Origin of the sequence: uncultured Pontibacter sp. (genome assembly GCF_947492645.1) — a bacterium.
In the GTDB taxonomy this organism is placed as follows: domain Bacteria; phylum Bacteroidota; class Bacteroidia; order Cytophagales; family Hymenobacteraceae; genus Pontibacter.
In genome coordinates this window covers 157,457-179,562 of sequence record NZ_CANLMZ010000009.1, presented here as the reverse complement: position 1 = coordinate 179,562, position 22,106 = coordinate 157,457, and the positions used below count along the sequence as shown (strand labels likewise).

Annotated in this window: 15 protein-coding genes; all 15 read left to right on the top strand. The window is 49.1% G+C overall.

All coding sequences use genetic code 11. The features are described from left to right. Positions 1–11: 11 nt before the first annotated feature. Positions 12–1,283, top strand: a complete 1,272-nt coding sequence (nuoF, locus tag Q1A23_RS14860; RefSeq protein WP_299824678.1) for an NADH-quinone oxidoreductase subunit NuoF — start codon at positions 12–14, stop codon at positions 1,281–1,283. Continuing rightward, positions 1,271–4,024 carry an NADH-quinone oxidoreductase subunit NuoG gene (nuoG, locus tag Q1A23_RS14855; protein ID WP_299824676.1) on the top strand — a complete coding sequence of 918 codons (2,754 nt, stop codon included), beginning with the start codon at positions 1,271–1,273 and terminating at the stop codon, positions 4,022–4,024. Before nuoF ends, nuoG begins: the two co-directional genes overlap by 13 nt. Further along, complete coding sequence (gene nuoH / locus Q1A23_RS14850) at positions 3,994–4,956, top strand: NADH-quinone oxidoreductase subunit NuoH (protein ID WP_299824674.1); 963 nt, start codon at positions 3,994–3,996, stop codon at positions 4,954–4,956. Before nuoG ends, nuoH begins: the two co-directional genes overlap by 31 nt. A 331-nt stretch (positions 4,957–5,287) precedes the next feature. After that, on the top strand, positions 5,288–5,803 hold the full coding sequence (gene nuoI / locus Q1A23_RS14845) for an NADH-quinone oxidoreductase subunit NuoI (protein WP_299824672.1): 516 nt from the start codon (positions 5,288–5,290) through the stop codon (positions 5,801–5,803). Positions 5,804–5,809: 6 nt separating this feature from the next. Then, on the top strand, positions 5,810–6,340 hold the full coding sequence (gene nuoJ / locus Q1A23_RS14840) for an NADH-quinone oxidoreductase subunit J (RefSeq protein ID WP_299824671.1): 531 nt from the start codon (positions 5,810–5,812) through the stop codon (positions 6,338–6,340). After that, positions 6,337–6,645: an NADH-quinone oxidoreductase subunit NuoK gene (gene nuoK, locus Q1A23_RS14835; protein ID WP_299824669.1), complete on the top strand. Its 309-nt coding sequence runs from the start codon at positions 6,337–6,339 to the stop codon at positions 6,643–6,645. Before nuoJ ends, nuoK begins: the two co-directional genes overlap by 4 nt. Positions 6,646–6,649: 4 nt before the next feature. Further along, positions 6,650–8,536 carry an NADH-quinone oxidoreductase subunit L gene (gene nuoL, locus Q1A23_RS14830; protein WP_299824667.1) on the top strand — a complete coding sequence of 629 codons (1,887 nt, stop codon included), beginning with the start codon at positions 6,650–6,652 and terminating at the stop codon, positions 8,534–8,536. Continuing rightward, complete coding sequence (gene nuoM, locus Q1A23_RS14825; RefSeq protein WP_299824666.1) at positions 8,533–10,116, top strand: NADH-quinone oxidoreductase subunit M; 1,584 nt, start codon at positions 8,533–8,535, stop codon at positions 10,114–10,116. The genes nuoL and nuoM overlap by 4 nt, the downstream gene beginning before the upstream one ends. Beyond that, on the top strand, positions 10,103–11,557 hold the full coding sequence (locus tag Q1A23_RS14820) for an NADH-quinone oxidoreductase subunit N (protein ID WP_299824664.1): 1,455 nt from the start codon (positions 10,103–10,105) through the stop codon (positions 11,555–11,557). The genes nuoM and Q1A23_RS14820 overlap by 14 nt, the downstream gene beginning before the upstream one ends. A gap of 251 nt (positions 11,558–11,808) precedes the next feature. Continuing rightward, positions 11,809–13,194 (top strand): FAD-binding oxidoreductase, encoded by a 1,386-nt coding sequence (locus Q1A23_RS14815; protein WP_299824663.1) that lies wholly within the window; start codon positions 11,809–11,811, stop codon positions 13,192–13,194. A gap of 239 nt (positions 13,195–13,433) precedes the next feature. Further along, positions 13,434–14,480 carry a DNA polymerase IV gene (gene dinB, locus Q1A23_RS14810; protein ID WP_299824662.1) on the top strand — a complete coding sequence of 349 codons (1,047 nt, stop codon included), beginning with the start codon at positions 13,434–13,436 and terminating at the stop codon, positions 14,478–14,480. A 521-nt stretch (positions 14,481–15,001) separates the two neighbouring features. Next, complete coding sequence (locus Q1A23_RS14805; protein ID WP_299824660.1) at positions 15,002–17,500, top strand: zinc-dependent metalloprotease; 2,499 nt, start codon at positions 15,002–15,004, stop codon at positions 17,498–17,500. A gap of 371 nt (positions 17,501–17,871) precedes the next feature. Beyond that, positions 17,872–19,485 carry a CTP synthase gene (locus tag Q1A23_RS14800; RefSeq protein WP_299824659.1) on the top strand — a complete coding sequence of 538 codons (1,614 nt, stop codon included), beginning with the start codon at positions 17,872–17,874 and terminating at the stop codon, positions 19,483–19,485. A gap of 37 nt (positions 19,486–19,522) precedes the next feature. Then, positions 19,523–21,355, top strand: coding sequence for a membrane protein insertase YidC (gene yidC / locus Q1A23_RS14795; protein WP_299824658.1), 1,833 nt, complete (start codon positions 19,523–19,525; stop codon positions 21,353–21,355). Between the two features lie 101 nt (positions 21,356–21,456). Beyond that, positions 21,457–22,050, top strand: coding sequence for a hypothetical protein (locus tag Q1A23_RS14790; RefSeq protein ID WP_299824657.1), 594 nt, complete (start codon positions 21,457–21,459; stop codon positions 22,048–22,050). The last annotated feature ends 56 nt before the right edge of the window (positions 22,051–22,106 follow it).

Here is a 22,106-nt window from a genome sequence, read left to right as displayed (position 1 = left end):
ATATGGCTACCATGGAAACACCCCTAACCCAACATATTGTAGCAGGCAGGCAGCCCCTCAGCTTAAAAGAGTATGAGCGTGTGGGCGGCTATGAGTCGGTGCGTAAGGTACTGAAGCAAATGACACCGGCCGAGGTAACGGATCTGGTAAAAGCCTCCAACCTGAAAGGGCGCGGTGGTGCCGGTTTTGGTACGGGCATGAAGTGGAGCTTTGTACCGATGGATGTGCCGGGCCCGAAATACCTCGTAGCCAACGCTGACGAAATGGAACCAGGCACCTTTAAGGACCGCCTGCTGCTGGAGGGCAATCCGCATCAATTAATAGAAGGAATGATTGTGGCGGCGTTTGCCATTCAAGCCAACATTTCCTACGTGTTCCTGCGCTGGGCCTACAAACTGGCAGCCAGCGAAATACGCAAAGCCATAGCAGAAGCGTACGAAGCAGGCTACTTAGGCGAAAACATACTTGGCAGCGGCTATACGCTAGACATGCACCTGCACACCGGGGTGGGGCGCTACATGTGCGGCGAAGAAACGGCCTTGCTAAATGCCCTCGAAGGTAAACGAGCAAACCCAAGAGCCAAGCCGCCTTTTCCGCAGGTGAGTGGTTTGTATGGTCGGCCAACTATTGTAAACAACGTAGAAACCCTCTGCTGCCTGCCCCACATTGTAAATAAAGGTGCCGAATGGTTTAAAAGTCTAAGCCAGAGCGAAGATGCAGGCACCAAGATCTACGGCATCAGCGGCAAAGTAAAACGGCCGGGCGTGTGGGAACTTCCCATGGGGGTAACCGTGCGGGAGCTCCTGGAAGAGTATGCCGGCGGCATGAAGGACGGCCTTAAGTTCAGGGGATTGCTACCCGGCGGCGCATCAACAGACTTCCTGGTAGAAGAGCACCTGGATGTGAAAATGGACTATGCCTCTGTGGCCAAAGTAGGCAGCCGCATGGGTACTGGCACTATGATCATCCTGGATGATAAAACCTGCCCTGTTGGCTTTGTGCTGAACCTGCAACACTTCTTTGCGCAGGAGTCGTGCGGCTTCTGTACACCCTGTCGCGAGGGTTTGCCTTGGGTAGAGAAAATATTAAGAGCCATGGAGCGTGGCAAGGGCCAGCCGGAACACATGAAAATCCTGGAGTTTCATACCCAATACCTGGGCCCTGGCAATACCTTTTGTGCTCTGGCTCCCGGCGCGATGGAGCCCCTGCAAAGCGCCCTTAAATACTTCAGAGCTGATTTTGAACGGCATATCACAGAAAAAAGATGTCCATGGAAGCAGTAGCACCTAATGTAACGATCTATATAGACGACAAACCTTTTCAAGTAAAGACTGGCAAGAATCTACTGGAGGCCTGCCTGGGCCTGGGCGAAGACCTGCCATACTTTTGCTGGCACCCTGCTATGGGTTCTGTAGGCGCATGTCGCCAATGTGCTGTAAAGGTATTTAAGGACGAGAATGATACCGTTGGCAGACTGATGATGTCGTGCATGGAGCCGGTGCGGGAAGGCATGCGTATCTCCATCCAGAATATACAAGCGAAAGAATTCCGGAACCATATCATCGGCTGGCTCATGACCAACCACCCCCACGATTGCGCTGTGTGCGACGAAGGAGGAGCCTGCCACCTGCAGGATATGACTGTGATGACAGGTCACGCTTATCGCAAGTATACGTTTGAAAAACGCACTTACCGCAACCAATACCTGGGCCCCTTCCTGAACCATGAGATGAACCGCTGCATCCAATGCTACCGCTGCGTGCGCTACTATAAAGACTATGCCGGCGGAAAAGACCTGGATGTATTTGCGGCACACAACCATTTATACTTTGGTCGCCACGAAGATGGGGTACTGGAGAGTGAATTCAGCGGTAACCTGGCAGAAGTATGCCCTACCGGTGTTTTCACAGATAAAACCCTTAAACAGCACTATACCCGCAAATGGGATCTTACCTCTGCTCCTTCTATCTGCCAGCATTGCAGCCTGGGTTGTAACACGAGTGCCGGCGAACGGTACGGCACCTTGCGCAGCATCACCACCCGTTATAACGGAGAAGTGAATGGCTACTTCCTTTGCGACCGCGGCCGCTTTGGCTATGAGTTTGTGAACAGCGCCAGCCGTATCCGTAAACCTTTAGTGAGAAGCCAACTACCTGAAGCCACCTCCCAACATGTAGCTCTGGAGGAAGCCGCAAAGATGATTCGCAGCGGTAAGGTGATCGGAATTGGTTCTCCACGCGCTTCCTTAGAATCCAACTTTGCTTTAAAAACTTTAGTAGGCGAAGAGCATTTCTATCAGGGATTTTCGGAGCCGGAGCACGACCTTGTGGAGTTTAACCTGGAGGTACTGCAAACTACCGATGCCCACATACTTTCTTTGAGAGAAGTAGAGCATTGCGATGCCGTATTTATACTTGGCGAAGACCTGACCAACACCGCACCTATGCTGGACCTGGCTGTAAGGCAGTCGGTAAGGCAGCAGCCGATAATGGAAGAAGTGCCTAAAGCAGGTTTCCCGATATGGCAGGATGCAGCGGTGCGGGAGCTGGTGCAGGACCGGAAAGGTCCACTATTCATAGCCTCTTTCCAACCTACGAAACTGGATGAGATTGCCACCGAAACCTTCAATTCCACTCCTGCTGAAATTGCCCGGCTAGGCTTTATAGTAGCCAGCATTATTGCCGGGGAGGAGATAAGCGTGCACGATGTAACAGAGCAAACAGTAAGAATGGCTAACCAGATTGCCAATGCTCTGCTTCAAGCACAAAAACCGGCAGTTATTTCCGGCACCCATGGCGGCCGTGAAAGCATCATAAAAGCTGCTGCTAACATTGCCAATGTACTGAAGGCAAAAGGTAAAGATGCAGGCATCATGCTCACAGCACCAGAATGTAACAGCCTGGGGCTAGATATGCTGGGCGGCCACAGACTGGAATCTGCCTTCGATGCTATTGATAACGGTTATACTGACACGGTGATTATACTTGAAAATGACCTCTACCGCAGGGCAAGTACTGCACAGGTAAACCGATTCTTCGACAAGTGTAAAAACGTAATCGTACTCGATTCCCTGCATAACAAAACCACAGAGCGGGCAGACATACTTTTCGCAGCTGGCTCTTTTGCAGAATCTGATGGTACGCTGGTAAACAACGAAGGCCGCGCACAGCGCTTTTACCAAGTATACCCTACCACCGAAGACATACAGGAAAGCTGGCGCTGGTTGATGCAACTCGGCGACCAGGTGCATCACCAGCACATGCGTGGCTGGGAAACCTTCGATGACCTGTTGCCGGCCATGGTCGTAGCACACCCTAACCTACGTGGTGTAGAGGGCATTACACCCCCTGCTGAGTTCAGGATAGCCGGGCAGAAAATACCAAGAGCTTCACATCGGATTAGCGGGCGCACCGCCACCAATGCTGTAACCAATGTAAGCGAGCCCAAGCCAGCCGAAGATCCTGACTCTCCGCTGAGCTTTACCATGGAGGGCTACAAAGGTCAGCCACCTTCATCCATCATTCCGTTCTTCTGGTCTCCGGGGTGGAACTCCATACAATCTACAAACAAGTACCAGTTGGAGATCGGCGGGCCGTTAAAAGGTGGCGACCCTGGAACAAGATTGATCAAGCCTCAGCTGCAAAGCAGGAGCACATACTTCCAAGAAGCACCGCAGCACTTCCTGCCGCTGGACGGGCACCTGTTCATGGTGCCGCTTTACCATACCTTCGGCTCAGAGGAACTAAGTATTCACACCAAAGGCATTATGGAACGTGCACCGGAGCCATATGTGCTGCTAAACAGCCACGATGCGCAGGAAATGAAACTGGCAGAGGGTGAAACGCTAACATTTAAGATTGAAGAGCAGGTGTACCAGCTGCCTGTAAAAACCAGCTCATTTGTAGCTCAGGGAGCAGCAGGATTACCGATTGGCTTGCCTGGCTTACCTTTTTCGGCCTTGCCGGCCTGGGGCATATTAAATAGGGAAATATCATGGAAGAAGCAACCTCAACCTATCTCCTGATTATCGGCGGAGTGCTCTTCGCGCTACTGAACGTGGCGGCTGGGCTCATCTGGATAGAGCGGCGTATGCTGGCGCTTTGGCAGGATCGCTATGGCCCTAACAGAGCTGGCCCGTTTGGTTTATTCATTGTACTCGCAGACTCATTAAAGCTATTTTTTAAGCAAGACTGGGTTCCACCATTTGCCGATAAGCCTGTGTTTGTGGTAGCTCCCGCTATTGTCATGGCCTCTGTGCTGCTGGCATTTGCGGTGATACCCTTTGCACCGGGCATTGTGGTGGCAGATTTGAATATTGGCTTGTTGTTTTTTCTGGCTGCTTCTTCGATGGGTGCTTATAGTATCATACTAGGTGGCTGGGCTTCGAATAACAAGTATAGTTTGTTGGGTGCCATGCGTGGCGCCGCGCAGATGATCTCATACGAAGTGTTCATGGGGTTGTCGCTGATGGGTGTGGTGCTGATGGCCGGTTCGTTTAATCTGAGTGAGATTGTAGAGGCGCAGCGGGGCATGTGGTTCTTTATTCCACAGCTTCTGGGTTTCATCATCTTTTTTATAGCCGGAATAGCCGAAACGCACCGCCTGCCCTTCGACATACCAGAGGCAGAAAGTGAGCTGATCGCTGGCTTCCACTCCGAATATTCGGGCATGAAGTTCGGCATCTTCTTTATCGGTGAGTACCTGGGCATCACGCTAATCTCCTGCATGGTGGTAACGCTATACTTTGGCGGCTGGCTCGGCCCCGATTTTCTGCCACCCATTGTGTGGTTTATACTTAAGGTATTCGCATTCATTTGCCTGTTTATACTTCTCCGCGCCTCTCTTCCACGCCCCCGCTACGACCAGTTAATGGAGTACGGCTGGAAAATACTGCTGCCCCTCACGCTCTTGAATCTGCTGGTGACGGGTGGTGTGTTGTTGTGGCTGGGAGAGTAAAGGAGTTTGTAAATTAGAGAGTTTAGGAGTTAGAGAGTATGTGAATGAGCAAACAGTATAAGGTTGTCATTTCGAGCAAAGCGAGAAATCTGAATTATTTCGGGGTTATGAAAGGCTCCAGATTTCTCATTGCATTCGAAATGACAAAAAGAGCAACAGCCCTGCCTCCTTGGAGAAGTTAGGGGGAGGTTTACACCTTCGTAGGGACAGGTCGCGACCTGTCCGCGCGACGACTAAGGCTATGAAACCTATACTTTGGCTAAAGTAATAGCATAGAGTGTCCCCTTGAGGGGACAATTTGAAATAGTATTTTAAAGAAAGGAGCAGGAATATGTTTAGTTTACTGCGTACCATGTGGCTCACGTTTTTGCATGCTTTCCACAAGCGTGATACCATCGAATATCCCGAAAAGAAAAACTACCTGCCACCCCGCTGGCGAGGCCGCATTGTACTTACCCGCGACCCCGATGGTGGTGAACGCTGCGTGGCCTGCAACCTGTGCGCTGCTGCCTGCCCCGTGGATTGCATAGCCCTGCAAGCCACAGAAGATCCGACAGGACGGCGCTACCCGGAGTTTTTCCAGATAAACTTTTCACGCTGCATTTTCTGCGGTTTCTGCGAAGAGGCCTGCCCTACGTATGCCATTCAGCTTATACCAGACTTTGAAATGGGAGAATATAACCGCCAGAACCTGGTGTACGAGAAGCCAGACCTGCTCATAAACGGCGAAGGCAAGTACCACGGCTACAACTACTACAAAGTAGCCGGCATGGCCATCGGCGGAAAAGACAAAGGCGAGGCCGAAAACGAAGCACCACCAGTAGATATCAAAAGCTTATTACCCTAACACGCCATGGAACTGACATTCTATATCGCGGCCGCTGTTGCCATACTAGCCACCATCATGGTCATCACCAGGTACAATATGATTCACGCGCTGCTCTACCTCGTGGTTTCCTTTCTGGCAATCTCGGTGGTGTTCTTCACGCTGGGCGCTCCCTTTATGGCTGCCCTCGAGATCATCATCTACGCCGGAGCCATTGTGGTGCTCATCATCTTTGTGATCATGATGCTCAACCTGAATGCTGACTCTGTAAAGACAGAGGAAGAGTGGCTGAAACCCCGTATCTGGGTAGGCCCGGCCATACTTTCGCTGGTGCTGCTGGCCGAGCTGATCTACATCTTTACCGCTTCTGATATGCCTGCCTCTACCGTAGCTGCTGTCGATGCCCGGGAAGTAGGTATTGCGCTGTATGGTCCTTACATGCTGGGCGTACAGCTGTGCGGCATGTTGCTGATGGCCGGTATCGTAGGGGCATATCATTTGGGTCGTCAGAAGAAAAAAGTTATTCACCGCTTTTTGGAGAAGGAGGCCGCACAATGAACGGAGTAACCCTGGAAGCCGGACTGCTGTTGGCAGCTATACTTTTTATACTTGGGCTGATAAGTGTGCTCATCCGGCGCAACATCATCTTTATGCTCATCTCAGTAGAAATCATGCTAAATGCAGCCGGACTTGCCTTTATCGTGGCAGGTATGCATTGGGCGCAGCCAGACGGGCAGGTCATGTTCATTTTCATATTGACGATGGCCGCTGCAGAGGTGTCTGTGGGCCTGGCACTTATACTTCAGTTGTATCACCAGTTAAAAACCTTGGACAGCGATGCCGCAAGCAGAATGAAAGGATAACGCTATGGAAAACCTGATCTGGCTCATTCCCGCCCTGCCCCTTTTGGGTGCAACCTTGCTTATACTTTTCGGCCTGAGGTTGCCACGTGTACTTGTGCCTGTAATAGGAGCAGGTAGTGTAGGCATCTCTGCAGTACTCACCATACTTCTGGGCATTCAGTTTTTGAGTGATGGCGCTGCCATGTATGAGCAGCAGGTATGGCAATGGTTTAGTGTGGCGGGGCTAAGTCCAGGCATTTCCTTCCATGTAGATGCGCTTACCTTAGTGTTCATTTTCGTCATCACATTTGTCGGATTTTTAATTCATTTATACTCCGCTGAGTTCATGGCCGAGGATGCTGATTACTCCCGCTTCTTCGCCAGCATGAACCTGTTTGTATGCGCCATGCTGGTGCTGGTTATGGCCGATAACCTGGTGCTTTTATACTTAGGCTGGGAAGGTGTCGGCTTGTGCAGCTTTCTACTGATCGGGTTCTGGTACCGGGAGCTTGCCAACGGGTATGCTGCCCGAAAAGCCTTTATCATTACACGTGTAGGTGATACTGCCATGGCCTTTGCCCTGTTTTTATTGTTCCAGCACTTTGGCACGTTAAACATCCAGGAGATACTGACGCAGGCACCACAAACCTGGTCGGTTGGTTCACAAACGGCGGTTTTGGTGGCGCTGTTGCTGGTAGGCGGCGCGGTGGGTAAATCGGCACAGCTACCGCTGCAAACCTGGTTGCCCGATGCCATGGCTGGTCCCTCTCCTGTTAGTGCACTTATACATGCAGCCACTATGGTAACGGCAGGTGTATACTTAATATCCAGAATGTATGTACTGTTCGAACTGGCTCCTACAGCGCAAATGGTAGTCGCGTTTATAGGTGCGGCCACCTTGCTCATTGCCGGCTTCACCGCACTCACCCAAAATGACCTGAAACGGGTACTCGCCTACTCTACCATCAGCCAGATCGGGTATATGTTCCTTGCATTGGGTGTGGGTGCCTGGTCAGCGGCTGTGTTCCATTTTATGATTCACGCCTTCTTTAAAGCGCTGCTGTTCCTTGGAGCAGGAGCTGTCATCATGGCTTTACACCACGAGCACGACATGTTTAAAATGGGTGGCTTGCGGCACAAAATGCCAGTCGTGTTCTGGACCTTCCTGATCGGCTCTGCCTCGCTGGCAGCAGTACCGTTAATTAGTGCAGGCTTTTACAGCAAAGATCAGATCCTGTGGCTCGGGCTGGCCGGTGAACGGGGTAGTGTTATACTTTATATTGCTGCCTTACTGGGTGCATTTGTTACCTCCATTTATACTTTCCGGATGGTGTTTATCACCTTCTTCGGCGAAGAAAAAACGCACATCAGCCACATGCCCGGTTTCTGGATGAAAATGCCCCTGGTGGTGCTGGCTATTCTTTCGGTGATTGGTGGCTTTATAGAACTGCCGCACAACTTTGCCCACTTCACGTTATTTACCAATTACCTGGAGCCGGTTCTGCCTGTTATTGTGATCGATGAGGGATTATCAACTATCGAGTGGATTTTCCAGATCGTAGCAGCGGTAGTGGCGCTGGCAGGTATTTACATTGCTTACCTTTTCTACCTTAAAAAGCCGGAACTGGTGCAGAACGTGGAGAACTCCCGGTTTGCCATGGCCATGCACCGCTTCTGGTACTCAGGCTGGGGCTTTGATGCGCTGTATGATGCGGTTTTTGTACAACCATACGTGTACCTGTCCAAACTAAACCGCAACGACGCGATCGATTTGATCTACACCGGCTTTGCCAACCTTACCCAATGGCTTAACAGCCTGTTTGCCCGCACCCAGACCGGCATGCTGCGCACCTACATGTTGGGTGTGCTGGTGGGTGCCCTGCTCATTGTAACTATAAGTCTGCTGCTATGATACTTCTCTGGATGATCGTGATACTGATGGCAGGTGGTATACTTGCCTGGCTTTCCGGAAGGGTAAACGACCTGCTGCCCCGCTGGATTTCGCTGCTGGCCATACTTGCCAACCTGGCCATTGCCGCCTGGTTATGGTTATCAGAGCCGGCCACAGCAGCTACGAAACAAGGAGCCTGGCTGGTTCAGCTGAACATGGAGTGGGTGCCGCAATGGGGTATTGGTTTTGATCTGGCGCTGGACGGACTGAGCCTGCTCATGCTGCTGCTCACATTTTTGCTCGGTGCCCTGGCTGTGCTGGTGTCCTGGAACGAGATCTACACTAAAGTTGGCTTTTTTCATTTTAACCTGCTGTGGGTGCTGGCTGGTATCACCGGCGTGTTCCTGACTATGGACTTGTTCCTTTTTTACTTTTTCTGGGAGGTGATGCTCATTCCGATGTACTTCCTCATTGGCATATGGGGCCACGAGAACAGGATCTACGCAGCTTTTAAGTTCTTTATCTTTACCCAGGCCAGCGGACTGCTCATGCTGCTCTCCATCCTGAGTTTATACTTTATACATGCCAACAATACAGGGATCTATACTTTCAACTACTTTGAGTTACTAGGCACCAGCTTCTCCCCTGCTGTGGGTATGTGGCTGATGTTCGGGTTCCTGGCGGCCTTCCTGGTAAAGCTGCCGGTGGTGCCCTTTCACTCCTGGTTGCCCGATGCGCACTCGCAGGCTCCTACGGCTGGTAGCGTTATACTTGCCGGATTGCTTTTAAAAACCGGAGCCTATGGCTTGCTGCGTTTTGTGCTGCCACTCTTCCCCGATGCAGCACAGGAGTTTGCGCCCTGGGCCATGCTGCTGGGCGTGATTGGCATACTTTACGGTGCCCTCCTCGCCTACTCTCAAACCGATCTCAAACGACTGGTGGCCTATACTTCGGTCAGCCACATGGGCTTTGTGATACTTGGGGTTTTTGCCTTTAACGAACTGGCACTTCAGGGGGTGGTCATGCAGATGATCACGCATGGGTTAAGTACCGGCGCACTCTTTATACTTGCCGGCTTTTTATATGACCGCATCCATACCCGCAACATCGAGAAAATGGGTGGCTTCTGGGCTACGGCTCCTAAAATGGGTGTGATCGCTTTAATATTTGTGATGGCTTCGCTGGGGTTACCTGGACTGGGTAATTTTATAGCAGAATTTCTTACCCTGATCGGCAGCTGGCAGGCGCATAACTGGCTGACGGTTTTTGCCACCATTGGTATTGTACTGGCCACGGCTTACTCGCTTCGCATACTTAAAAAAGTATACTACGGCCACAACATCACCGACCACATCATCCACGACCTTACTGGCCGCGAAATGCTGATCATGGTGCCGATGGTGGTGGCGCTGCTGTGGCTGGGCCTCTACCCGCAACCTGTTGTAGATACAGCCAAACCATCCATTGACGAGCAACTGCAGGCATACACCAATGTGCCCGAAGACAGAACTATTTCAATGGAACAGCCTCAAAGTATAAATCAACCTACAGACTCTCTTTCTCAACTTAAAACCAAAGGAGGTGCTTATGGTCTTAAATGATTTTCTACACCTGATGCCGCTGCTGATACTCGTGATGGCATCGCTGATCATTATGCTGGTGATTGCGGTAAAGCGTTACCACAAGATCATTTACATCATTACACTTTTATCGCTTGCAGCGGCTTTTGCCTCTCTGTTTGAGATCGGGTACATTGAGCCTTATGCCATTGCACCGCTCTTTATAGTAGATGGCTTTGGCTTGTTCTACATTGGGCTTATACTGCTGTCTTCGCTGGTGGTGGCCATGCTGTCGTATGCATACTTTGAGCAGCGCGAAGAACGGAAAGAGGAGTATTACATCCTGCACATCCTGGCTACCCTGGGTGCTTGTGTGATGGTAATAAGTACACATTTTGCCTCTTTGTTTCTGGGGCTGGAGGTACTGAGCGTTTCCCTGTATGGTTTAGTGGCTTACCTCCGCACCCGCGAACGCTCCGACGAGGCCGGCATTAAATACCTTATACTTGCCGCTATGTCCTCTGCTTTTTTGCTGTTCGGAATGGCCCTGGTATACGCCATGACAGGGGCCATGAACTTTGCGCAGATTGGGGTTGCTTTATCCGCCTTCCAGGAAACGTCGCTTATACTTATGATCGGATTTGGCATGATGATCATAGGCATCGGCTTTAAGCTGGGTGTGGTGCCCTTCCATATGTGGACGCCGGATGTATATGAAGGTGCCCCTGCCCCGGTTACGGCCTTTATCGCCACCGTGTCCAAAGGTGGTATGGTGGCTTTGATGACTCGATTCTTCATGGAGACAGATGGCTTTAGCTACCCTACGCTGGTGCTCATTTTCACCATCATCGCCATCGCCTCGATGCTGGCCGGTAATATTCTGGCTCTGATGCAGAACAATGTGAAGCGTATACTTGCTTATTCTTCGATAGCGCATCTGGGTTATATACTGGTAGCTTTTCTGGCTGGTAATACAATGGGTGTAGAAGCGGTAACCTTTTACCTGGTGGCATACTTTATTACTACTCTCGGTGCCTTTGGCGTGGTCACGTTGCTTTCCGATGAAGAGCGGGATGCGGAGCAGCTGGAGGACTATCGTGGTCTGCTCTGGCGGCGCCCCTGGACAGCAGCTATTTTTACCGCCATGCTGCTCTCGCTGGCAGGTATACCTTTAACAGCTGGTTTCGTGGGCAAGTTTTTTGTACTGGCAGCTGGTGTACGTACCGAATTGTGGCTGCTGGTGGTCATGCTGGCGCTTAACAGCGTGATCGGTTTATACTATTACATCAAGATCATAGCTGTCATGTTCTACCAGACCAACGTGGTGCGGGAACGGCAGGCGCTGCATCCTTCTGCCTATCTGGTAAGCGGTATAACTATAGCTTTACTGGCTATACTGCTGGTGTATGTGGGTGTATATCCTACCGGCATGATGCAGGTGATTGAGAACCTGACGCTTTCTATCAATGCGCCTGCACTATAAAAGCATGAAATTACATTTTACTTTACTTAACCTGCTGATACATCTAACAGGGGTTAATGTATGATCACGTAGTATTTTAGTGTGGCCTTCTCTAAGTACAACCGAAGTCGTATACTTAATTATATATAAACATTTAATTCTGCAAGGTAGCACCATAGCCCTCCGCACCTATTTTCATACTTGATCGCCCTCTCAACATTACATATTACATGATGGTGTTATCCTGATAACCTGAAAGGAAGGAAAATACCATGATTGAAGAAAGTACAGTTCAGGAACTGAAAGCCGGTTTACTTGGCCAGCTTATCCAACCAAACGACATGGGCTACGACGAGGCCCGCAAAGTATACAACGGCATGATTGATAAGCACCCTCGCCTGATAGCACGGTGTGAGGATGTAGCCGATGTGGTTTTTGCCGTTAACTACGCTCGGGAAAATGATATGCTGATAGCTATCAGGGGTGGTGGCCACAATGGTGCCGGGTTGGGCATGTGCGACGACGGGTTGGTAATTGACCTTACACGAATGGACAGCGTACGCGTAGACCCCGATAAAAGAACGGCCCGCGTTGAAGGTGGCTGTACCTGGCGCAAAGTAGACCATGCCACGCATGCATTTGGACTGGCTGTACCAAGCGGCATTATATCCTCAACCGGTGTGGGTGGCTTAACATTGGGTGGCGGCATCGGTCACCTGAGCCGAAAGTATGGCTTAACCATTGACAATTTGTTAGAGGCTGAGATGGTGCTGGCTGATGGTAGTTTTGTGCGGGTAAACGAGCAGGAGCATTCAGACTTGTTCTGGGCAATTCGTGGTGGCGGCGGAAACTTTGGCGTGGTAACCTCATTCCTGTTTATGCTTCACCCTGTTTCGATTGACTATGCCGGACCTATGATGTGGAAAATGGACCAGGTTAAGCAGATCATGCAATGGTACCGGGAGTTTATCGTGAAAGCCCCACGAGAGCTGAACGGTTTCTTTGCTTTTGTACAGATACCACCCGTAGAGCCATTCCCAGCTGCACATCATAACAAAATAACAGGCGGCGTAGTATGGTGCCACGCAGGAGATCACGAGCAGGCAGAAGAAATGTTTAATAGCATTAGAAGCCAGTTACCACCACCAGCTGTCGATTTGGTGGGGCCTATACCTCATCCTGCGCTGCAAAGTATGTTCGACCCGCTTTATCCGGCTGGCCAGCAATGGTACTGGAAAGCAGACTTTGTAAAAGAGCTCAGCGACGAAGCTATTGACCTGCACATTACGCATGTCAAAAGTTTACCAAGTATGAACTCCACCATGCACCTGTACCCTATAAACGGAGCCGTGCATGATGTTGCCGAAGATGCCACCGCCTGGAGTTACCGCGATGCCAACTGGGCAGAAGTTATTGTTGGGGTGGATGCTGACCCGGCAAATCGTCAGAAAATTACCGACTGGACCCACGAATATTACGATGCCCTGCACCCCTATTGCTCTGAAGGGGCCTATATAAACTTTATGATGGAAGAAGGCGATGAACGTATTCGTGCCACCTACCGGGATAATTACGATAAGCTTACGCAAATTAAAAGGAAGTATGACCCAGACAACCTGTTTAGGGTTAATCAGAATATAAAGCCTGCTAAGGCCTGACTCGGATGGAAAAGCAGTTAAAACCGTATCTGGCAATTCACCCTGGTCGGGTACGGGCTTTTAGCCGGAGCATATATGGTTAGGCGAAACAGCTGTGGCTATATACTGAATTGCAGTTAGCGTTAAAAATATGGAAGTATAAAATACTCTGTTTCCGAGCGGCATTTTCGTAAATTTGTAGAGCTAACAGATTTATACTTCCCTTGTTCCAGCCCATCCGTAAGATCATCCACGTTGATATGGACGCATTTTTTGCGTCGGTGGAGCAGCGCGATAACCCCGAGCTGCGCGGAAAGCCTGTGGCCGTGGGTGGCTCCAGGGCAAGAGGCGTGGTGGCAGCTGCCAGTTACGAAGCCCGAAAGTATGGCGTGCATTCTGCATTGGCTTCTAAAATTGCAGCCCAGCGTTGTCCGCACCTCATTTTCGTAAAAGCCAGGTTCGATGTATACAGCTCAGTTTCAAGGCAAATCCGCGAAATCTTTCATCAGTATACAGACCTGGTAGAGCCGCTTTCGCTGGACGAAGCCTACCTGGACGTAACAGAAAACAAGATTGGTATGCCATCCGCTACCATCATAGCACAGGAAATCCGGAAAAAGATATTTGAAGAAACAGGGCTTACGGCATCGGCTGGTGTATCCTATAACAAGTTTCTGGCAAAAATTGCTTCTGATATGAACAAGCCCAACGGCTTCACGCTCATCACTCCTGATAAGGCAGAAGAGTTAGTAGCCGGATTGGTGATAGAAAAGTTTCATGGCATAGGCAAGGTAACGGCAGCCAAAATGCAAAGTATGGGTATACTTACCGGTGCCGATTTACGTGAGCGTAGTGAAGAGGAACTGGTGCGTAACTTCGGAAAAGTGGGCCGCTACTACTACCGTATCGCTCGTGCCCAGGATGACCGCGATGTACAACCGCACCGTGTCCGGAAATCCATTGGCTCGGAACGCACGTTTGACGTGGACCTGATAGAGGAGCACGACATGCTGTTGCAGATAGACAAGCTTTGCCAGGAAGTAGCACAGGACATGGAACGGTTAAAAGCTACCGCCAAAACGGTTACACTTAAAATCAAGTATTTCGACTTTACCCAAAATACCCGGAGCAAAACTTTCCTGAGCGAATTTAACAGCGCCGATGCTATTTATACAATTGCCCGTGATTTGCTGCGAACGCCCCAGTTGCCACAGTACCCTGTTAGATTACTAGGAGTATCCGTTAGCAGCCTGCTTTACCAGCACGACCGGCTGCAGGAAGGCTATCAATTAACTTTGGAGCTCTGATCAGGAATTAAAAGATTTTAAAGAGGACCCCTCATAGCCCAGGATAGACAGGATGACCTTCAGGGGTGTAGAAGATAAGGATGGTTTGAGAGATTTATCTAGCACCTAGTCCAACCACCCCTGGCCCCTCCTTGTCTAAGGCGGGGAATTTATACTTACTTCATTTATTGTCAGCATGCCAGTAACATCTTTCTCATTCTTGTTTACATGCTCCTTCTTTGTCATCCTGAAAGGAACTTGGTTGATGGGAGGTTGAGCGAAACTACAGAGCTTACACTTAGGTCAAAGTATCGTTAGAACTCCCTGCCTTGGATAAGGAGGGGCCAGGGCTTGTTGGACCCGGTACTTCATAGGAAGCTTGTCCAGTTTCTAATCCTGCAAATCCTGATTGCATATTAAACCATCTTCCCCATTCACAGTCTTAACAAAAGCCGCAGCAGAAACAGATGTTGCGGTTTTATTACCTATATTACTACTTAACTAAAACTAACTAATCCCAATCATTAACTAATCACCCTGTAATGAGTAAAAATTTACGCTTTGCTCCTGTTGTGGCTTTAATGTTGGCAGGTGCCGTTGTTGCACCGTCGTCGGCGTTTGCCCAGAAGAACAAAAAGAAGAAAAAGGCGAAGCAGGAAACAACTGCCGCCGCTGCACCTGCACAAAAGAAAGACGATGGCAAGCCTAAGCCTTACAGCGAGGTAGTTACCGCTAAAGCTGTTACCGATGATGGCCTTTTTAAAGTGCACAAGATCGACGACAAGTACCTGTACGAAATTCCGGATACCCTGCTGAACCGCGACATGCTGATGGTGAGCCGCATTGCCAAAACAGCCAGTAACATTGGCTACGGCGGTGAGGAACTGAACACACAGGTTTTGCGCTGGGAGCGTAAGGGCAACAATATACTGCTGCGCGTTATCTCTTATGAAAACGTGGCTGCCGATACGCTGGAAATATACAACTCGGTGCAAAACTCAAACCTGGCTCCGGTTATACATGCGTTTGATATTAAAGCGTTTGGTACTGGAACACAGGTAGTGGATGTAACAGACTTTTTCTCGAAAGATGTGACCGCTCTTGGCCTGGACAAGAGAAGACGCGAGCAGTATAAAGTGCGTAAACTCGATGACAAGCGTTCGTTCATAGAAAGTGTAAAAAGCTTTCCGATAAACGTGGAGGCACGCTCTCTCATGACCTATGAGGCAACAGACGCCCCTGCTAACTCCAGTACAGGTACCATTACCCTGGAGCTGAACCACTCGATGCTGTTGCTGCCTAAGACACCAATGGCTGCCCGCGCGTTCGATCAGCGTGTTGGCTTCTTTACAATCAATCAAACAGATTTTGGCACGGACGAACAACGTGCTGCCAAGCGCCGTTACATTGTGCGCTGGAGACTGGAGCCAAAAGATGAAGCCGCATATGCCCGTGGCGAACTGGTGGAGCCTAAAAAGCAGATCGTATACTACATAGACCCGGCTACGCCTATGAAATGGCGCCCATACTTAAAGCAGGGCGTTGAGGACTGGAACAAGGCTTTTGAGGCCGCCGGTTTTAAAAATGCAATCGTAGCCAAAGATCCCCCTTCTTTTGAAGAAGATCCTGAATTTAGCACCGAAGACGCGCGTTATTCTGTTATCCGCTACTTCTCTTCTGAAACACAGAATGCTTACGGCCCTAACGTACACGACCCTCGCTCTGGAGAGATCCTGGAGAGCCATATTGGCTGGTACCATAACGTGATGAACCTGCTTCGTAACTGGTACTTTATCCAAACAGCTGCTATTAACCCAGATGCACGCGGTGTAAAATTCAAGGATGAGGTAATGGGCGAACTGATACGTTTTGTGTCGGCTCACGAAGTTGGCCACACGTTGGGCTTGCCGCACAATATGGGCTCTAGTGCTGCCTATCCGGTAGAGAAGCTGCGTGATGCAAAGTTCACAAAAGAAATGGGTACGGCCCCCTCTATCATGGATTATGCCCGCTTTAACTACGTGGCGCAGCCAGAAGACAATGGGGTGGCTTTAATGCCAGGTATCGGTATTTACGACAAGTATAGCGTAAAGTGGGGTTATACTTACTTCCCGGAAACTAAAGGTCGCGATAATGTAACTAAACTTAGCAACTGGATCCGTCAGCACGAAAACGACCCAATGTACCGCTTTGGCCGCCAGCAGGGCAACCCGGTAGATCCATCTTCTCAAACAGAGGATTTAGGAGACGATGCGATGCTGGCAAGCGATTATGGCATTAAAAACCTGAAGCGCGTGATGCCGAACCTGATCGAGTGGACGAAAGAGGAAAATAAAAACTACAACGATCTGCAGGAAATGTACGGCCAGGTGCTTGGTCAGTGGAACCGCTACATGGGCCATGTTACAGCCAATATTGGTGGCGTGTACGAAAACTACAAAACCTACGACCAGAAAGGCGATGTATACTCGTTTGTACCAAAGGATAAGCAGAAACGTGCGCTTAAATTCCTGAACGAGCAAAGTTTCTCTACCCCTACCTGGATGCTGGACGAAAAAATTCTGCGCAAAATAGAGGCTGCAGGAGCTGTAGAGCGTATCCGAACTGCCCAAACCAACGTCCTGAACAATGTGTTGGATGCCGGACGTATGGCCCGGTTAATAGAAGCACAGGCAACATTGGGCAACAATACCTATACTTTAACAGAGATGATGTCTGACCTGCGGGGCGGGATCTGGTCTGAGCTAAGCGCAGGCAAGTCTATCGATACCTACCGTAGAAACCTGCAGCGAGGCTACCTGGAGCGAATGGCTTACCTCATGAAAGACCAGGAGCAGTCTTCCGCAGCTGGCCGTGGTGCCCGAGGAGGAACGGCAGTAGATATTTCGCAGTCTGATATTCGCCCGGTAGTGCGCGGCGAGCTGCTTACGCTGCAGAGCCAAATCAAAGCCAGTATTCCCAGAGCAAAAGATACCATGACAAAGTATCACTTACAAGATGCGCTGGTACGCATTGATACCATCCTGAACCCAAAGAGCTAAGTTTATACTTGCTGATTTGAAATTTAAACCGCCTCAGCCTTTTGGTTGGGGCGGTTTAAATTTATACTACTTCTTGTTTGAAATTTGATTTCCTGCCACTTGCTTTCATCCAGCGTTAACGGTTCGGCAGTATAGCAAACGGTTATTCATTATTACTTCACCTCCCGCAGCAGGTCTAAAGTATAAAATCAAAGGGCAGCCAGATTTGCCTTTCTTTAAAAAAGTTAAAACAACCGTTAAAACATCAATTACCTTTAAATTGGCTTGAATTTTAAGAAAGATATCTTAAGGCCCTGCTACAGTTTTACCCTTTTATCGGGATTTTAAAATAATTAGAGTACCTTTGTAGCCCATATAGTTTAACCTAACTTATGGCTACCAAATATATTTTCGTTACCGGTGGTGTAACGTCCTCCTTAGGAAAAGGTATCATTTCCGCATCTCTTGCTAAGTTGCTGCAGGCAAGAGGCTTCTCTGTAACCATCCAAAAATTCGACCCCTACATCAACATCGATCCAGGCACATTGAACCCGTACGAACACGGCGAATGCTTTGTGACTGAGGATGGTGCTGAAACCGACCTGGATCTGGGGCATTACGAGAGATTTTTAAATACTCCTACCTCTCAGGCAAACAACGTTACTACTGGCCGCATTTACTACAATGTGATCATGCAGGAGCGTGAAGGTGCTTACCTGGGTAAAACAGTACAAGTTATACCACACATCACAGATGAAATCAAGCGGCGCATGCTGTTGCTGGGCGAGTCTGGTGAGTTTGATATTGTGATAACCGAAATTGGCGGTTGCGTTGGCGACATTGAGTCGCTGCCTTTTATCGAGGCAGTTCGCCAGTTGCGCTGGGAACTTGGGGTGAACGAGACTTGCGTTATTCACTTAACGCTGGTGCCTTACCTTAAAGCTGCCGGTGAGCTTAAAACCAAGCCAACCCAACATTCTGTACGTGATCTTTCTGAAGCTGGCGTGCAGCCGGATATCCTGGTTTGTCGCTCAGAGCACCATATTCCTGCTGATCTGCGCAAGAAAATCGCGCTGTTCTGTAACGTGAAGCAGAACTCTGTAATCGAGTCTATCGATGCGGAGACAATCTACGATGTGCCTTTACTGATGCGCAAAGAGAAGCTGGACGAGCGTGTGATCAGCAAACTGAAGCTACCGCACAGAGCCGAGCCTAACCTGGATAGCTGGAAAGAATTTTTGGGCAAACTGAAAAACCCGCTTTCTGAGGTTAATATTGCGCTGGTAGGTAAGTATGTGGAATTGCCGGATGCCTATAAATCAATAGTGGAATCGTTTGTACACGCTGGTTCTGCCAACGAGTGCAAGGTTAATATTAAGTGGTTCCAGTCAGAGAATATAAGCGATGAGAACGTAGCTGGCCTGCTTCAGAATATGGACGGCGTGCTCGTAGCCCCTGGTTTTGGTGAGCGCGGCTTTAAAGGAAAACTGGAAGCGATACGCTTTGCAAGGGAAAATAACATACCATTTATGGGTATTTGCCTGGGCATGCAATGCGCAGCCGTGGAGTTTGCCCGCAATGTGCTTGGTTTAGAGGGTGCTGCATCCACAGAGATGGATCCTGAAACACCGCATCCGATCATCGATATGATGGAGGATCAAAAACAAATCAAGCAAATGGGTGGAACTATGCGATTAGGTGCCTATACTTGTGAACTAAAAAAGGGCTCTAAGGCTTATTCTATTTACGGGAAGCCTAGAATTACAGAGCGCCACAGACACCGTTACGAGTTCAACAACAAGTACTTAGCAGCTTTTGAGGAGGCAGGTATGTTGGCTACAGGTGTAAACCCTGACACAGGCCTGGTGGAAATTATTGAATTGCAGAACCACCCGTGGTTTGTGGCTGCACAGTACCACCCGGAATTAAAGAGTACAGTACTAAACCCACACCCGCTTTTTGTTAAATTTGTGAAAGCGGCGAACAATTACGCAAAAACTAAATAAGCACAATACACTACAACACAATTTAGAATCACAGTAAATGGATAGAAATCAAGCGATTGGCTTTGGATTGATTGCCGTGCTGCTTCTGGCTTACTCCTTCTTTTTTTCGACCCCGGAGAAACCAGCGCTACAGGCAACCCAGGATAAAGCCAAGGTAGAGCAAGTGCAAAGTATGGCAGTTGCTGAAGACGACTCATTGGCTCAGGCCCGCAGAGCAACAGCTCTGGGTGCTTTTGGCGCTGCCGCAACCGGTGAGGCAAGCACAGTAACCCTGGAAAACCAGAACATGGTGGTTACCTTCACAACAAAAGGTGGCCAGGTTGAAGAAGTACTTTTAAAGAATTACAAAACCCACGACGGCCAGCCTTTATACTTATTTGATAAGGAAAGCAGCGAAACCGATGTAACGTTTACGACCAAGGACAACAGAATCGTAAAGCTGTCTGATTTATACTTCTCTCCTTCTGAGGTTAGCGATGTAACTATCGGCGAAGTTGCTGGCAAAAGAATAGCCTTTAGGGCAAATATCGGCAATGGCCAATACATTGAGCAGGTATACACGCTGCACCAGGAAAGCTTTACCTTGGGTTATGAACTTGATTTTAAAGGCTTAGAAAGCGAGTTGGCCGGTAACGCGGTTACGCTTACCTGGAACGACAGGCTAAAGCAATTGGAGCGTGACCTGACGCAAAACCGTGCCAAATCCACGATTAATTTTGCAACTGTAGAAGACGGCTACGATTACCTGTCAATCTCAGAAGAAAAAGAAACGCTTGCCCTGGATGAGCCACTAAAGTGGGTAGCAAACAAGCAGAACTTCTTTACTGCCGGTATTATCGCCAACAACCAGTTTGCCGGAGCTAAACTTACTTCTTCTGTCGATCCTGCTGATACAACTGTTGTAAAAGCGCTATCATCGGAAATACTGATTCCAACAAAAGATGTGGTGTCTGGTGCTGCTGACTTTACGTACTACTTCGGCCCGAATGATTACAAGATACTGAAGCACATTGGCGATGATTTTGATAAGAACCTGGACCTGGGCTGGGGTATTTTCTCTTATGTGAACAAATGGATCATCATTCCTGCGTTCGACTTCTTGGAGAACTACATCGGCAACTACGGTATCATCATCATCCTGCTGGTGCTTTACATCAAAACCATCTTGTTGCCGCTTACCTACAAGTCGTATACTTCGATGGCTAAGATGAAGGTGCTAAAGCCTGAGATTGATGCTATAAAGGAGCGCAACGATGGCGACATGCAGAAAACGCAGATGGACACCATGAAGCTGTACCAGGAAATGGGCGTTAACCCGCTTAGCGGCTGTATCCCGATGTTGCTGCAGATCCCGATCCTGTTTGCGATGTTCAACTTCTTCCCGAACTCAATTGAGCTGCGCCAGGAAGCTTTCTTATGGGCTACTGACCTTTCTACGTATGATGTGTTTGCTAAACTGCCATTCACAATTCCATTTTATGGTAACCACGTAAGTATGTTTACGTTGCTGATGACGGCTTCTACCATACTTTATACGTGGTCAAACAACCAGATCAACTCGCAGATGCAGGGGCCGATGAAGTTCTACAGTTATTTAATGCCTGTTATCTTCATGTTCGTGCTTAACTCCTTCCCTGCCGGCTTGTCGTTCTACTACTTTGTTTCAAATATGGTAACATTCGGTCAGCAAGCCATCATCCGTAAGTTTGTGGATGAAGACAAGGTTAGAGCTAAGCTGGAGGCCAACAAAGACAAGATCAAAGACAAGAAAAAGTCTGGTGGCCCATCGTTTACAGAGCGTATGCAGGAAGCCATGCGCCAGGCCGCTGATAAAGAGCAGCAGAAACGTGGCAACAAGGCAAAGAAATAAGCCTGAAAATATGTCGATAAAAAGCCTTTCTGTAACTGGAAAGGCTTTTTTTATGGCTATACTTGCTGCTAAGCCGTATGAGGAAGTATAAATAACCACCTATGAAACCGTACCAGACACCGCACATACTGCTGGGGCTAGCGTTAGCCCTCAGCGGCTGCCAGCAGGATGCAGAAAAAGAAACGACAGGCAGCCTTGCCGAAACTCACCCTAAACTGGAGCAGCAACTAGCACGTGACTCCGTGTCAGAGCCTGTAACAGATGGCCGCAACCCCGATTTGTACCAGCGGTACCGCATAACGATGGAGGAATACGAGAACAGCGGCAACTATGAAGTTGGCAACATGTACCGGGGCCTTTTATCACCTTTGGATGAAAACAGCCACAGCGAAGCAAAAACAAATAAAAGCGCTATAAACGAAGGGCTTAAGCAAGGAGTAAATTTTGCAGGAAAGTATACGGTAGTAACAGTTGGCTGCGGCACCGATTGCCAGATGCATTATGTTGTAGACCGCGAAAACGGTAAAGTACTGGATAAGCTGCAGGGCAGCAAAGGCGCAACCTATACCCCCACCAGCCGCTTGTTTATACTTAACCCACCTGATTCTACTATCAACTACAACAATTGCAGCAATTGCACTCCGGAGGCTTATATATTTGAAGAGGGTAAATTTAAAAAGGCAGCCCAAAGATAAAATACAGCATGTATGCAAGTGCAGCTATTTAACATAACAAAACAACCCATTACCCT